Origin of the sequence: Streptomyces vinaceus, from assembly GCF_008704935.1 — a bacterium.
Taxonomy (GTDB): domain Bacteria; phylum Actinomycetota; class Actinomycetes; order Streptomycetales; family Streptomycetaceae; genus Streptomyces; species Streptomyces vinaceus.
The window spans coordinates 237,758-251,709 of sequence record NZ_CP023692.1 but is presented as its reverse complement, the minus strand read 5'-3'; the positions used below and the strand labels follow the sequence as shown (position 1 = coordinate 251,709).

The following is a 13,952-nucleotide window of genomic DNA, read 5'->3' as shown; positions in this document are numbered from 1 at the left end:
ACGCCCCGCCCGTCTCAGGTGCCGGGGGCCCGGCCCTTGGGCTGGCGGGGTTCGGGGGAGTCGGGCGCGGGCGGGACGGGGAGTTCCGCCGGTGCGTCCGGGGCGAGCGCGACCGGGGTGCCGTGGTGCATCACGGTGAGGGGCTCACCGGACAGGAGCGTGTAGCGGGCCGTCGACTGGCCCATGTCGACGCGGACCAGCCGTTCCTGGACACGGACGTTGAAGGCCAGCCGGGTCAGCGAGGAGGGCAGACGGGGCGCGAAGAGGACCGGGGCCTGCACTTCCCCGGCCCCCCCTTCCCCGGCCCGCGGGCTCCCGGACGGCCGGTCCTGCGGTGGTGCGTCCGGGGCCGGACGGATGCGGCGCAGCCCGCCGAGGCCCTGGACCAGGGCGATCCACGTCCCGGCGAGCGAGGCCATGTGGAGGCCGTCCCGCGTGTTGTGTTCGAGGTCGTCCAGGTCCATCAGCGCCGCCTCGCGGGTATAGGCCCAGGCCAGGCGCAGGTGCCCGGTCTCGGCGGCGAGCACCGCCTGGCAGCAGGCGGAGAGGGAGGAGTCCCTGACCGTCAGCTGCTCGTAGTAGGCGAAGTTGCGGGCCTTCTCCTCGGCGGTGAACTCGTCCGGGCAGGTGAACATCGCCAGGACCAGGTCCGCCTGCTTGACGACCTGCTTGCGGTACAGGTCGAAGTACGGGAAGTGCAGGAGCAGCGGGTACTGCTCCTCGGAGGTGCCGTCGAAGTCCCAGGGCTCCTGGTCGGTAAAACCGTCGGACTGCTCGTGCACCCGGAGCCGCTCGTTGTACGGGATGGCCGTCCGCGCGGCGGTGTTACGCCAGTCCGCGACCTCCTCGGCGCTCACGCCGAGGTCCGGTGCCCGGTCCGGGTGGAGCGAGACGGCGTCCGCCGCGGCGCGCAGGTTCCGCCGGGCCATGGCGTTGGTGTAGAGGTTGTCGCGTGCGATGGCGCTGTACTCGTCGGGGCCGGTGACCCCGTCGATGTGGAAGACGCCGTCGGCGTCGAAGTGGCCGAGCGAGCGCCACAGCCGCGCGGTGTGCACCAGCAGGTCGAGTCCGGGACCGCGGAGGAAGTCCCGGTCGCCGGTGGCGAAGACGTACCGCTCGACGGCCGCGGCGATGTCGGCGTTGACGTGGAAGGCGACGGTACCGGCGGGCCAGTAGGCGGAGCACTCGGCGCCGTTGATCGTGCGCCAGGGGAAGGCCGCCCCCTCCAGGCCCAGTTGACGGGCCCGCTCCAGCGCGCTGGGAAGGGTGGAGTGCCGCCAGGCGAGTGCGGAGGCGACGCCGTACGGCGCGGTGTGCGTGAGGACGGGCAGGACGAAGGACTCGGTGTCCCAGAAGGCGTGGCCGTCATAGCCGGTGCCCGTCAGTCCCTTGGCCGGGATGGGGCGCCGCTCGCCGCGCGCGGAGGCCTGGAAGAGGTGGAAGAGGCCGAACCGGACGGCCTGCTGGACCTCTTCGTCCCCCTCCACCACGACGTCGGCACGGGACCAGAACTCGTCCAGGCAGGCCCGCTGCGCGTCGAGCAGCCCCTGCCACCCGGTGCTCCGGGCCCCTGCCAGCCCGCCCTCCACCTGGTCGCGGACGGCGGGCAGGGAGCGCTGCGCCGACCAGCCGTAGGCCACGAACTTGACGAGTTCGAGCCGCTGCCCGGGTTCGAGGGTGGCGGTCACGGTCAGGCGGGCGACGTCCGGTTCGCTCTCGGCGGCCCACGCGGTGCCCGCGGGGCCGTCCACGAAGTGGTCGGCCGCCACCGCGACGCGCTGCCCGCTGGTGGACGTGCAGTGGATGAGGCGCAGCCGGGTGCCGTGCGCGTAGTGCTCCTCGGGGAGCAGCGGGGAGTCGACGGCCGCGGCCATGCGCGGGTCGTCGGAGGCCGTGGGCAGCTGCTCGTTGGCGACGAGCTCGGACTGCACGGCGACGGTGGCCGGCCCGTTGAGGGTCTCGACGGTGTACGAGATCGCCGCGACGGCCCGCTGTGCGAGGGAGACCACGCGCTGCGAGGTCAGGCGCACCGTCCGGCCGGAGGGCGTGGTCCACTCCACGGACCGGCTCAGGACCCCGCTGCGGTAGTCCAGGACGCGTTCGTGCGAGATGAGTTCGCCGTAGCGCAGGTCGAAGGGGTGGTCGTCGACGAGCAGCCGGATGATCTTGCCGTCGGTGACGTTGATGACCGTCTGTCCGGACTCCGGATACCCGTACCCGGCCTCGGCGTAGGGCAGGGGACGGCTCGCGTAGACGCTGTTGAGGTACGAGCCGGGCAGGCCGTGCGGTTCCCCCTCGTCGAGGTTGCCGCGCCAGCCGAGGTGGCCGTTGGACAGGGCGAACACGGATTCGCTCTGCGCGAGGACGTCGAGGTCGAGGGCGGTCTCCCGCAGCTGCCAGGGCTCGGTCGCGAAGTTCTCGTGAGTGATCATCCGCGGTCCAGCAGCTCGGAGAGGTCGCTGACCACGACATCGGCACCGTGCGCACGCAGTTCGCCGGCCTGGCCGGTGCGGTCGACGCCGACGACGAAACCGAAGCCCCCCGCCTTGCCGGCGGCCACCCCGGCCAGCGCGTCCTCGAAGACGGCGGCGTCACGCGGGTCGACGCCGAAGAGGCGGGCGGCCGCCAGGTAGCTGTCGGGGGCGGGCTTGCCGCGCAGACCCTCCTCGGCGACGGTGATGCCGTCGACACGGCCCTCGAAGAGGTCCTCGATGCCGGCCGCCACCAGCACGTCGCGGCAGTTGGCACTGGAGGAGACGACGGCGCGGCGCAGGCCCGCGTCGCGTACCGCGCGCACGTAGGCCACCGAGCCCTCGTAGGACTCCACCCCCTGCTCGCGGATCGCACGCAGCACGAGGTCGTTCTTGCGGGTGCCCAGGCCGTGGACCGTCTCCCGGTCGGGGCCGTCACTCCCGGTGCCCTCGGGCAGCGTGATGCCGCGGGAGGCGAGGAAGGTGCGGACGCCGTCCTCGCGGGGGCGGCCGTCCACGTACTCGTCGTAGTCGTGCACCGCGTCGAAGGGGACGAAGGGCGAGCCGTCTCCGTCGGCCCGCCGGCGCAGGTAGTCGTCGAACATCTCTTTCCAGGCGGCCGCGTGGACCTTCGCGGTCCGGGTGAGCACGCCGTCGAGGTCGAAGAGACAGGCGCTGACGTGGTCGGGGAGTCCCAGCATGCCGTCGAGGCTAGGAGGACGCGGCGGCCGTCGGGCACCGCGGCGCCCGTGGGAGGGGCGCGGTACCCCGTACGGCTGAGGGGGTGTGGCGTTCGGAGCAACGCGCCCGTCGCCTCACCGCCCGCGGGGCAGGCCCCGGTCGGGCAGGTGCCACCGGTAGGGCGCGGCGAGGGAGTCGATGGCCTTGGGGCCCCAGGAGCCGGGGGCGTACGGGACGACGGGCGGCGGCGCGTCCAGCAGCGGCGCGGAGACCTCCCACAGGCGTTCGATGCCGTCGGAGCGGGTGAAGAGGGACTGGTCGCCGAGCATGGCCAGGAGGATGAGGTGTTCGTACGCCTCCAGGGCGTTCTCGGTCGTGAAGGAGCTCTGGTAGGTGAAGACCATGTCGGCTTCGGCGAGCTGCATGGTGGGGCCGGGCTCCTTGGCGAGGAAGCGGGCGGTGATGGAGCCGGGGTCGGCGAAGTCGATGACGAGTTCGTTGGCCCGGCCGTCCGCCGCCTCCCGGGCGTCCAGGGGGAACATGCCGAGCACGGGCTCGCGCAGGCCGAGGGTGACCACGTGCCGGCCCTCGGCCAGCGCCTTGCCCGACCGCAGGTGGAACGGCACGCCGGCCCAGCGCCAGGTGTCGATGTCGACGCGCAGCGCGACGAAGGTCTCGGTGTCCGAGTCCGGATCCACTCCCGGCTCGGCGCGGTAGCCGGAGTACTGGCCACGTACGACCTGGGCGGGGTCCAGGGGCCGCATGCTGCGGAAGACCTTGACCTGTTCGTCCCGGAGCGATTGCGCTTCGAGGGAGACCGGCGGTTCCATCGCCACGAACCCGAGCAGCTGGAACAGGTGCGTGACGACCATGTCGCGGAAGGTCCCGGTGCCCTCGAAGAAGCGGGCGCGGCCCTGGATGTCGATCTGTTCGGGCACGTCGATCTGTACGTGGCTGATGTGCTCGCGGTTCCACAGCGGCTCGAAGAGACCGTTGGCGAACCGCAGGGCGAGGATGTTGTCCACCGCCTCCTTGCCGAGGAAGTGGTCGATGCGGAACACCCGGGACTCGTCGAAGACGGAGTGGACGGTCGCGTTGAGCGCGCGGGCGGACGCGAGGTCGGTCCCGAAGGGCTTCTCGACGATGACACGGGCGTCCCGGGCCAGGCCCGTGGCCCCGAGCAGTTCGATGACGGAGGCGAACGCCACGGGCGGGACGGCGAGGTGGAACAGCCGCCGCGGAGTGCCGCCGATGGCCCGCTCGGCCTCGCCCACCGCCCTCTCCAGCGGCTCGGTCGCGCCCGTGTCGGCCGCGCCGAAGGACAGGGCGGCCTCGAACTCCTGCCACGCGGGGCCCTCGGGGCGCGAGCGGCCGAACTCCGCCACGGCGTCCCGCGCGTGGGCGCGGAACCGCTCGTCGCTCAGTGCCTCGGCCGCCGGGGCCGAGCCGACGATGCGGTAGCGCTGCGGCAGGAGGCCCGCCTTGGCGAGGTGGAAGAGGCCCGGCAGCAGTTTGCGCCGGGCCAGGTCACCCGTCGCGCCGAAGAGCACGACGACGTGGTCCGCGGGGCGGGGCCGCTGCTGCGAGGTGTCGGAATCGCTGTCCACGGCGGGCCTCCTCACGCGTCCGCGCCGGGGCGCTTCTCGGCATGGCCGCCGAACTCGCTGCGCATGGCGGACAGCACCTTCGCGGTGAACTCGCCGAGTCCCCTGGACTCGTAGCGCTCGTAGAGGGAGGCGCTGATCACCGGGGCGGGCACGCTCTCCTCGATGGCCGCCAGCACGGTCCAGCGCCCTTCGCCGGAGTCGGACACGCGGCCCGAGAAGTCGTCGAGCTGCGGGGAGCGGGCCAGGGCGTCGGCGGTGAGGTCGACCAGCCACGACCCGACGACCGACCCGCGGCGCCACACCTCGGCGACTTCGGCCACGTCGATCTCGTACCGGTAGGCCTCGGGATCGGAGAGGGGCGCGGTCTCGGCGTCGGCCGTACGCGTGCGCAGGCCGGCGTCGGCGTGCTTGATGATCGCGAGGCCCTCGGCGATGGCGGCCATCATCCCGTACTCCACGCCGTTGTGGACCATCTTCACGAAGTGGCCGGCGCCGCTGGGCCCGCAGTGGAGGTAGCCGTGCGGCGCGGTGCCCTCCGTTCGGGTCCGGCTGGGGGTGGGTTCGGCGCTGCCGGTGCCGGGCGCGATGGTCCGGAAGACGGGGGCGAGCCGCTCCACGGGGTCCTGCTCGCCGCCGATCATGAGGCAGTAGCCGCGCTCCAGGCCCCAGACACCGCCCGAGGTGCCGCAGTCGACGTAGTGGATGCCGTGTTCGCCGAGCTCCCGGGCCCGGGTGATGTCGTCCCGGTAGTAGGAGTTGCCGCCGTCGATGACCGTGTCGCCCGGCTCCAGGAGCCCGACCAGCCGGTCCAGGGTCTCCTGGACCACGCCCGCCGGCACCATGAGCCACACGGCGCGGGGCCGCTCCAGCCGCTCGACGAGCTCCTCCAGCGAGAAGGCGGCCGTCGCCCCCTCGCCCTCCACTGCCCGTACGGCGTCGGGGCTGACGTCGTTGACGACGCAGCGGTGGCCGTCCTGCATGAGCCGGCGCACCAAGTTGGCACCCATCCGGCCCAGTCCGACCATTCCGAGCTGCATGGGTGCGTCCGATGCCATCGCCCTGCTCCCGTTCTCGCGTTCCCGGTCACGAGCCCGCGCCGCGCGCCGTGGCGCGCATCCGGCACCGCCCGCGCCGCCTTCCCCCCTCCGCGCCCACTGTGCCCGCCCGCGACCGACCCGGCACCCGGAACTGCGCCACTCGGCCCTGTCGCCGGCGTCGGGCCGCGGGCGCCCCGCCGTATCGCGGCAGGCGGCGCTCAGCCCCGGGGCCCGCGTTCCGTCCCCGCGTCGCCGCTCGCGGGGCCGTCCGTCTCGCCGTCGCCCCCCGTCCTCCCCTGTACCTGGTCCTGCGCCGGGCCGATGCGGATCTCGAAGTCGCCCGCGTACTTCTCGTGGCCCGCGATGACGGCGTCCTCGACCGCCTCCTCGGCGAGTTGGCCCCGGACGATCAGCGGGTCCTGGCGGAGGTCCCGCAACAGGGCCCAGCACATGCCGATCATCACGAGGACGAACGGGGCCGCGACGAGGATCGTCAAGTGCTGCAGTCCCGCGAGGGCGTCGCCCTTGCCCTGGCCGACGAGCAGCATCACGGCCGCCACCCCGCCGGTCACCACTCCCCAGAAGACGACGATGACCCGTGCGGGTTCGAAGCTGCCCTTCTGGGAGAGGGTGCCCATCACGATCGACGCCGCGTCGGCGCCGGAGACGAAGAAGATGCCGACCAGCACCATCACGAGCAGGCTCATCACGCCGGTGATCGGGAACTCCTGGAGCACGCCGAAGAGCTGCGCCTCGGGCGTGGTCGCCCCGCCGAGGCTCCCCTGTTCCTTCAGGCGCATGGCCGTGCCGCCGAAGATCGCGAACCAGACCAGGCTCACCGTGCTGGGCACCAGGATGACACCGCCGACGAACTGGCGGATCGTACGCCCCCGGCTGATGCGGGCGATGAACATGCCGACGAACGGTGTCCAGGAGATCCACCAGGCCCAGTAGAAGACGGTCCAGCTGCTCAGCCATTCGGCGACGTCACCGCCGCCGGTGGACGCCTCGGTACGGCCGACCAGCTGCGGCAGCTCCTCGAAGTACGCGGCGAGGGAGGTGGGGATCAGGTCGAGGACCAAGATGGTGGGGCCGACGACGAACACGAAGGCCGCGAGGACGACGGCCAGCACCATGTTGATGTTGGACAGCCACTGGATTCCCTTCTCCACGCCCGAGACGGCCGAGAAGACGAAGCAGACGGTCAGCACGCCGATGATGGTGACGAGCAGCCCCGTCCCGGCCTTGTCCAGCCAGCCCACCTCGTGCATGCCGCTGCCGATCTGGAGCGCGCCCAGTCCCAGGGAGGTGGCGGAGCCGAACAGCGTGGCGAAGATCGCCAGGATGTCGATGACCCGGCCGGGTGCGCCCTCGGCGCGCTCCTTGCCGAGGAGCGGGACGAAGACGGCGCTGATCGTCTGCCGCCTGCGGCGGCGGAAGGTGCTGTACGCGATGGCCAGGCCGACCACCGCGTAGATGGCCCACGGGTGCAGCGTCCAGTGGAACAAGGTGGTGGCGAGGGCCGTCTGCATGCGGTCCGCCGCGTCGGCGGGGTCGGTGCCGGGAGGCGGGGTGGTGAAGTGCGCGAGGGGCTCGCTGACGCCGTAGAACATCAGACCGATGCCCATGCCGGCACTGAACATCATGGCGACCCAGGAGACGGTGCTGAACTCGGGCTTCTCGTGCTCCTGGCCCAGCTCGATCCGTCCGTACCGGCTGATGGCGAGCCAGAGCGCGAAGACGACGAACCCCGAGGCGGCCAGGACGAACGCCCAGCCTCCGTTGTGCATCAGGCCGTTCAGCAGGGTGTCGGAGACGCTCTCCAGCGAGCCGGTGGCCGTGACGCCCCAGACCACGAAACCCAGGGTCAGCACGGCCGTCACACCGAAGACCACCCGGTCGGTGACGGGTGGTCTGTCCTCCTGCGGATGCCGGCCGGGCAGGGCCGCCTTCACGGGCAGCCGTTGCCTCTGCCAGCGCTTGTGTTGCTCCTGGGACACGGGCGGCACCCTTCGCGATCATGGCCGGAATCGGCTTCTGCTATCCCGTACCACGGCGCGCGGACCCGGCCGCGTACGACTCGCCCGGCCTGCGCCGTTCGCACAGGGCAGCCACGGTCGTGAGGAACCGACGCGCCTGTCGGCGGCCTGCGGCCCGCGGGCCTGCGGCCCGCGGGCCTGCGGCCCGCGGGCCTGCGGCCTCACCGGCCGGGGTCCACCGGGGCGCTCGGACTCGGCCTGGGATCCTCCGCCGGGAGTGTCCGGCGCCCTAGCTCGTCGTGGAGGAGCCGGCCGACGAGCGCGCCCCCGAACACGACGACGCCGATCCCGACGAGCCAGCTCTGGATGACGAGAACGGTTCCGAAGGGGCCGTAGGTGACGGCATTGGACGCGATCAGCGGCGAGAAGACGAGCCGTGAGAAGATCCGCAGTCCGAGGAGTCCGATCATGGTGGCGACCGCCCCGGGAAGCAGCGCGCTCCACGGGACCCGGCCGCCGAGCAGCAGCCGCTGCGACCACCAGAAGAAAAGGGTGCCGATCGCCACCGTGACGAAGCCGCGGGCCGGGGACTCGCGCCACGGCGACGAGATCGCCGAAACGTAGAGGACGCCGACCAGCACCCCCAGCCACAGCACGTGACGCCAGCTCGCCCACCACCGGCCCGGAGCCAGGTTCCAGACCCTCTCGTATCCGCTCTGCAGCGTGGTGCCGAAGGACAGGCCGAATACGGCGAGCAGCGCGAGGCCGAACGCGGTCGTCGTCCGCCATGCCTGGCCGGGCAGGGCGAACAGCCGCTGGATCTCGGCTCCTGCCGCCGGGGACACGCCGAGCCCGTCTGCGAGCCATTGCGCGAACCCGTGCCCCCCGCGGGCGTCGGCGGCGGTCACGACGATCAGCAGCGGTACGAGCGTCAGGAACCCGAGCGCGGCGAAACCCAGCGAGCGCTGCCACAGGTCCAGGTCCCGTACGTGCACCCAGCGGCGGCCGGCCCGCACACGGCGGAGCGTGCTGCCCAGCCGCCCGAACGACAGCAGCCGGCCGGCCGCCATGTGGAAGCGGCCGGCACCGGCACTCCCCGCGGTGAGCGGGGGCGAGGGGGACATGGCTCAGGCTCCTGTCCGGTGCGGCTCCCCGGCCCGCAAGCGGCCACCGTCACCGGGGCGCGCACCGCTCGGTGCGGTCACCAATAGTGCCGTCGGCCTCCGACCGAGTGCCCCACCGCGCCGAGTATCCACAGCACGACGCCCACCAGGACGAGGATCAGGCCGATCGTCCAAAGGATCGATATCCCGAAGACGAAGCCGAGGATCAGCAGAATGACGCCGAGGACAATCATCAGAACCTCCATGTCCTGCCGGAACGGGGACCCCCTGCTTATACCCATCTGAGCCGATTCACGCCTATTCGGGGCAAATATCAGCATCCTGCTTCGGGTGGCCGGCTCCGGTTCCCGCTCCGGTTCCCGCTCCGGCTACGACGCCGAGCTTCCGGCTGCCGACTACCGGCTGAGCGACTTCAGCGCGGCAGGGTCGTACGGCTTCAGCTCGTCGAAGCGGTTGCCGAGGACCTTCGCCGCCCACTGCGGGTCCTGGAGCAGCGCCCGGCCGACGGCGACCATGTCGAACTCCTCGCGCTCCATGCGGTCCAGGAGGTTGTCGATGTCGCCGAGCGCCGCACCCTCGCCGGCGAAGGCGCGGATGAAGTCGCCGTCGAGGCCGACCGAGCCGACGGTTATGGTCGGACGACCGGTGAGCTTCTTGGTCCAGCCCGCCAGGTTCAGGTCCGAGCCCTCGAACTCCGGGAGCCAGTAGCGCCGGGTGGAGGCGTGGAACGCGTCGACTCCGGCCGCCGCCAGCGGTGCCAGGATCGCCTCCAGCTCCTGCGGGTCCTGCGCGAGGCGGGCGTCGTAGGCCTCCTGCTTCCACTGCGAGTAGCGGAAGATCACCGGGAAGTCGGCCGCGACGCGCTCGCGGACCGCGGCCACGATCTCGGCGGCGAACTTCGTACGGGCCACCGCGTCGCCGCCGTAGGCGTCCGTGCGGCGGTTGGTCCGCTCCCACAGGAACTGGTCGAGCAGGTAGCCGTGGGCGCCGTGCAGTTCGACCCCGTCGAAGCCGATCCGCTCGGCCTCCGCGGCGGCGTCGGCGAACGCGCCGATGACCTCGTCGAGGTCTGCGCGGGTCATCGCCCTGCCGGTCCCCTCGGTGCCGTCGACGCGGATGCCGGAGGGGCCCACGGCGGGCGCGTCGGCGTACGGGGCCTCGCCCTGCTTGCGCACCATGCCTATGTGCCACAGCTGGGGCACGATCGTGCCGCCCGCCTCGTGCACGGCCGCGGCGACCTTCGCCCACCCCGCCAGCTGCTCCTCGCCGTGGAACCGCGGCACCCGGTCACTCTGCCCGGCGGAATCGTGGCCGACGTAGGTGCCCTCGGTGACGATCAGGCCCACACCCGCGGCGGCCCGGCTGGAGTAGTACGCCTGCACGTCCTCGCCGGGCACGCCGCCCGGGGAGAACATCCGCGTCATCGGAGCCATCGCGATGCGATTGGGGACGGTCAGGCCGTTCAGCGTGACGGGCCGGGACAGGATCTCGGCGGCGCGGGAGGCGGTGGACGTGGTGGCGGTCATGCGGGTCCTCCGGATGGGAGCTGTGGCTCGTCAGGGTGACAACCAGAAGTGCATAGTACACATGCTATGTATCATGCATATTGCGGTGCCTGTCGGCCACCCCCGGAAGGGGTCCACCCATCCCCACGTCGGCGATAATGGGGCGCCGGAAGGAGCGGGAGGCGCAATGCTGGAGAAACTGGAGCGGGAGCTGATGCTGCTCTCGCGGCACCAGGTGCTCGGCCGCCGCGAGCGTGACCCCGAGCGCCTGGAGCGGTCGGCGTACTTGCTGCTCAGCCGGATCGAGACACAGGGCCCCATGTCCATCGGACAGCTGGCGGACGCCTTCGGCCTCGACACCTCGACCGTCAACCGCCAGACGGCCGCGCTGCTGCGCTGCGGACTGGCCGAGCGCGTCGCGGACCCGGACGGCGGCATGGCCCGCAAGCTGCGCATCACCGTCGAAGGCGGGCGCCGGCTCGCCGGAGACCGCGAGGTCAACCGGTCCTGCCTGGCCCGGGTGGTCGCGGGCTGGTCCCCCGAGGAGGTTCGGGAGCTGGAGGACGTCCTGGTCCGGCTCAACCGCAGCGCCGAGGCCCTCGAAGGGCGTTACTGGCCGCGCACGGAGGAGGACGGCGCCCGCGCGGTGTGCCCCCCGCCGGTCCCGCAGGAATCCGCGACTCCCGCCCCCGCGGCCGACTCACGCATCTGAGCCCGCGCCCGGGCGGGCGGCGGTTACGCTCCGACGATGGAACGCGCAGAGGTCCTCAAGCGAGTCATCGGCATCCTCACCGAAGCCCAGGAGATCCGACGGGCGGCCGAGGCGGGGGAGGACGACGACGCTCCCGAAACGGAAGCCGGGGTCGTCACCCAGCTGCTGAACGAGATGCTGCCCTCGATCAGCGTCCCCGCCGACGCCTCCCCGCAGCAGGTGGCCCGCCTCGTCGCGCAGGCCCTCGGCCCGGCCCTCCACACGATGGTCGCGGGCTTCAGCCTGGCCTTCACCAGCCTCGCCATGGCGCACGACAGCGGCCGCACCGACATCACCTCGATCGAGGTGCTCCAGCAGCTCGCCCTGGAAGTGGAAGCGGGCACGTACGACGACGGCGCCTGAAGGTGTCGCTGCGGCGGCGCCGGGTCGGGTCGCGCCGGTGGGAGCGGTCGGTGCGAGGCCGTGAACGCTACGGGCCCAGCGTCTTGTCGAGCCAGTCGAAGACGACCTCGCAGTGCAGCTGCGGCGCCATGGGGGAGCAGTGCAGTTGTGCCCCTTGGGCCGCCGTCAGCTTCAGGTAGTCCTTGGGCGAGGTGAGGGCGTCGTACATCCGGCGCGGCTGCCCGGGATAGAACTGCTCGCCCTCGTAATCCAGCACCAGGGTCGGCGCCTTGATGCGGCCCACGACGTCCGTGATGGACAGCGCCTTGATGCGGTTGGCCGGGGTGTAGAAGTCGGTGAACAGCTTGCCCTGGCGCGCTTCGAGCATCGCGGGAATCGAGAACGGCTCGAACCGCTTCTTCATCACGTCGGCGGCGTCCGGAGGCAGTTCGGGGACGACCTCCTTGTTCCAGATGTCGTTCGTCTGCTGCTTGTCCGGGGTGAGGATCTTCCGGATCTCGGGCGGGAAGCCCAACCACGGCTCCACGCAGCCCGGCATCGCCACCAGGGCGGCGATGCGCGTCTCGAACGCCGCGGCCCGCGGTGCGAGGTCGCCCGCCATGCTCAGACCCGTCAGGGCGATCTTGGCGGAGTCCACGTCCGAGCGGGCCGTGAGCCAGTCGACGAGGGGCGTGACGACCCGCTCCCAGGTGGGGGTGAACACCACCCGGTCCACGAAGAGCAGTTGCCCCTGCCCCGGACCGTCGTAGACGAGCGCGTTCCAGCCCCGCTCCAGCGCGGCGGGGACCCCGTACGTCCACATGTCGACGTTCTGGCCGTCGCTTCCGTTGGTCAGGATCACCGTCGGGCGCGGGGTGGCGGACGTGTCGGGCCGGAAGAACCACACCGGCAGCGGCGTGGTCCCGTAGGGCACCTTCGCCTTCACCGGGGGTGGCTCGCACAGGTCGCAGAAGGTGTCCCAGGCGGCGCGCCCCGCCTTGTAGAGCCGCTCCTCGCTGCCCGGGTCGTCCGAACCGAGGACGAAGAACAGCGCCTGGCCGTAGTACTGGGCCGCGCGCAGGGCCCGGAACCGCTTGGTCTGACCGTCGGCGGGGGCCCCGGGAGGCGCCGCCATGAGCCGGTCGCCGAGGCCGCGGAAGGTCTTGACGTACGACTGCGCGGTCAGCCCGGCTCCGTTGATCGCGTTCACGGCGGTCAGGACCTCGCCGACCTCTGCGGAGCCGGCTCCCGAGCCGCCGAGCGCGAGGAGGCCGTTGAAGTTGTACGCGGGGTCCTCGAACAGCGTCATGACGCCCGGAGTGAGGTTGCCGGCCGCCGGGGCGGTCGAGCTGCCGGTGGCCGTGGCCGCGGCCGGTGCGCCCGGGGCACCGCCCCGGGCGCAGCCCGCCAGAAGGGCGGCTCCCGCGCCGGCGGCGAGGAGGGCGCGACGCGTGGGCCGGGACTGCGGATCGCCGTGTACGGGGCTCATGGCACCGGAGCGTAGGACCGGCCCGGCGGGCCGACCTCCCGGACGGCCGGGCGCGGAGCGAGCCGGCCACCGCGGTGACCCACCCCTGAACAGGGAGTTCGCCGCCCCCCACCCTGCCCCGCCACCCTGCGCCGTTCGGGCGACCCGGGCGAGGTCCGCGGTCCGCGGTCCGCGGCCGCATCGCGACCACCGGCGCCGAGAGCCCGCCCGTCCCTGCTCCCGGGGCTTCGATGCCTTGACCGTCACGATCGACCGGCCGGTCGACGCCTCGACCACGGCCGGTGCCCAACGGCGATGGCGGTCGAACTCGCCGCGTTGCAGAAGATCCTGGAAGCCGGTGCGTGAAGGGCGAACCGGTCCGCCCGCAGTACCGAGCCCCGGGCCCTACGCTCGGGGCATGAGGCATCGCGACCGAGTTCCCGAGGATCAGGACGTACGCAATGCGGGACCGGCGGGCGCGGCGCACCGGCTCGTGCTCCTGCGGCACGCCAAGAGCGCCTGGCCGGACGGGGTTCCCGACCACGACCGGCCGCTCGGCCCCCGCGGGCTGCGCGACGCGCCCGAGGCGGGCCGGCTGCTCGCCCGCACCTGCGGCGCCCCGGATCTCGTACTGTGCTCCCCGGCCCGCCGTACCCGGCAGACCTGGGACCTGGCCGCCGCGGAGCTGGACCGCATGCCGCGGGTCAGGCACGACCCGCGCCTGTACGCGGCGGACGCGCAGGACCTCCTCGACGTCGTCCGTGAGGTCCCCGCCGAGGTGGGCACCTTGCTGCTGGTCGGGCACAACCCGGGCATGGAGGAGCTTGCGCTGCTGCTCGCGGGGGCGGCCGTGGGAGACGCCCTGGAGCGCGTCCGCACCAAGTTCCCGACGTCGGCCGTGGCCGTACTGAGCCTGCGGGGCCCGTGGTCGGACCTCGGACGGGGCACGGCTCTGCTCACGGACGTGGCCGTCCCGCGGGGGTAGAT

General features: G+C 72.4%; 12 protein-coding genes. 3 read left to right on the top strand and 9 right to left on the bottom strand.

Annotated elements, in window-relative coordinates; all coding sequences use genetic code 11:
• Positions 1–14: 14 nt before the first annotated feature.
• The 8 genes from CP980_RS01180 to CP980_RS01150 all read right to left on the bottom strand — a co-directional run bounded on the left by CP980_RS01180 (position 15) and on the right by CP980_RS01150 (position 10,425).
• The gene (locus CP980_RS01180; RefSeq protein ID WP_150492315.1) at positions 15–2,432 is read right to left on the bottom strand and encodes a glycoside hydrolase family 65 protein; all 2,418 of its coding nucleotides are present in this window, start codon (positions 2,430–2,432) and stop codon (positions 15–17) included.
• A complete protein-coding gene (locus CP980_RS01175) occupies positions 2,429–3,172 on the bottom strand; it encodes a beta-phosphoglucomutase family hydrolase (RefSeq protein ID WP_132753147.1) in 744 nt (247 codons plus the stop codon). The genes CP980_RS01180 and CP980_RS01175 overlap by 4 nt, the downstream gene beginning before the upstream one ends.
• A gap of 114 nt (positions 3,173–3,286) precedes the next feature.
• Entirely contained in the window at positions 3,287–4,759 is a 1,473-nt protein-coding gene (zwf, locus tag CP980_RS01170) for a glucose-6-phosphate dehydrogenase (RefSeq protein WP_150492314.1), read from the bottom strand.
• Positions 4,760–4,770: 11 nt separating this feature from the next.
• Positions 4,771–5,814, bottom strand: coding sequence for a phosphogluconate dehydrogenase (NAD(+)-dependent, decarboxylating) (gene gnd / locus CP980_RS01165; RefSeq protein WP_150492313.1), 1,044 nt, complete (start codon positions 5,812–5,814; stop codon positions 4,771–4,773).
• A 200-nt stretch (positions 5,815–6,014) separates the two neighbouring features.
• Positions 6,015–7,796, bottom strand: coding sequence for a BCCT family transporter (locus CP980_RS01160; protein ID WP_373312955.1), 1,782 nt, complete (start codon positions 7,794–7,796; stop codon positions 6,015–6,017).
• A gap of 200 nt (positions 7,797–7,996) precedes the next feature.
• The gene (locus tag CP980_RS01155; RefSeq protein ID WP_132754585.1) at positions 7,997–8,845 is read right to left on the bottom strand and encodes a YhjD/YihY/BrkB family envelope integrity protein; all 849 of its coding nucleotides are present in this window, start codon (positions 8,843–8,845) and stop codon (positions 7,997–7,999) included.
• 131 nt (positions 8,846–8,976) lie between these two features.
• On the bottom strand, positions 8,977–9,132 hold the full coding sequence (locus tag CP980_RS34950) for a DUF6131 family protein (protein WP_165937182.1): 156 nt from the start codon (positions 9,130–9,132) through the stop codon (positions 8,977–8,979).
• A gap of 162 nt (positions 9,133–9,294) precedes the next feature.
• Positions 9,295–10,425, bottom strand: coding sequence for an NADH:flavin oxidoreductase (locus CP980_RS01150; RefSeq protein ID WP_132753141.1), 1,131 nt, complete (start codon positions 10,423–10,425; stop codon positions 9,295–9,297).
• A 166-nt stretch (positions 10,426–10,591) separates the two neighbouring features.
• Here CP980_RS01150 and CP980_RS01145 point away from each other — a divergent pair, with 166 nt between their 5' ends.
• Both CP980_RS01145 and CP980_RS01140 read left to right on the top strand, forming a co-directional pair.
• Positions 10,592–11,116: a MarR family winged helix-turn-helix transcriptional regulator gene (locus CP980_RS01145; RefSeq protein ID WP_229907283.1), complete on the top strand. Its 525-nt coding sequence runs from the start codon at positions 10,592–10,594 to the stop codon at positions 11,114–11,116.
• Positions 11,117–11,152: 36 nt separating this feature from the next.
• Positions 11,153–11,518, top strand: coding sequence for a hypothetical protein (locus CP980_RS01140; RefSeq protein WP_132753139.1), 366 nt, complete (start codon positions 11,153–11,155; stop codon positions 11,516–11,518).
• Positions 11,519–11,585: 67 nt separating this feature from the next.
• On the opposite strand, the gene CP980_RS01135 is transcribed toward CP980_RS01140, so the two are convergent.
• Positions 11,586–12,986, bottom strand: a complete 1,401-nt coding sequence (locus tag CP980_RS01135) for an alpha/beta hydrolase family protein (RefSeq protein WP_150492312.1) — start codon at positions 12,984–12,986, stop codon at positions 11,586–11,588.
• Between the two features lie 397 nt (positions 12,987–13,383).
• Here CP980_RS01135 and CP980_RS01130 point away from each other — a divergent pair, with 397 nt between their 5' ends.
• Complete coding sequence (locus CP980_RS01130; protein ID WP_132753135.1) at positions 13,384–13,950, top strand: SixA phosphatase family protein; 567 nt, start codon at positions 13,384–13,386, stop codon at positions 13,948–13,950.
• Positions 13,951–13,952: the final 2 nt, after the last annotated feature.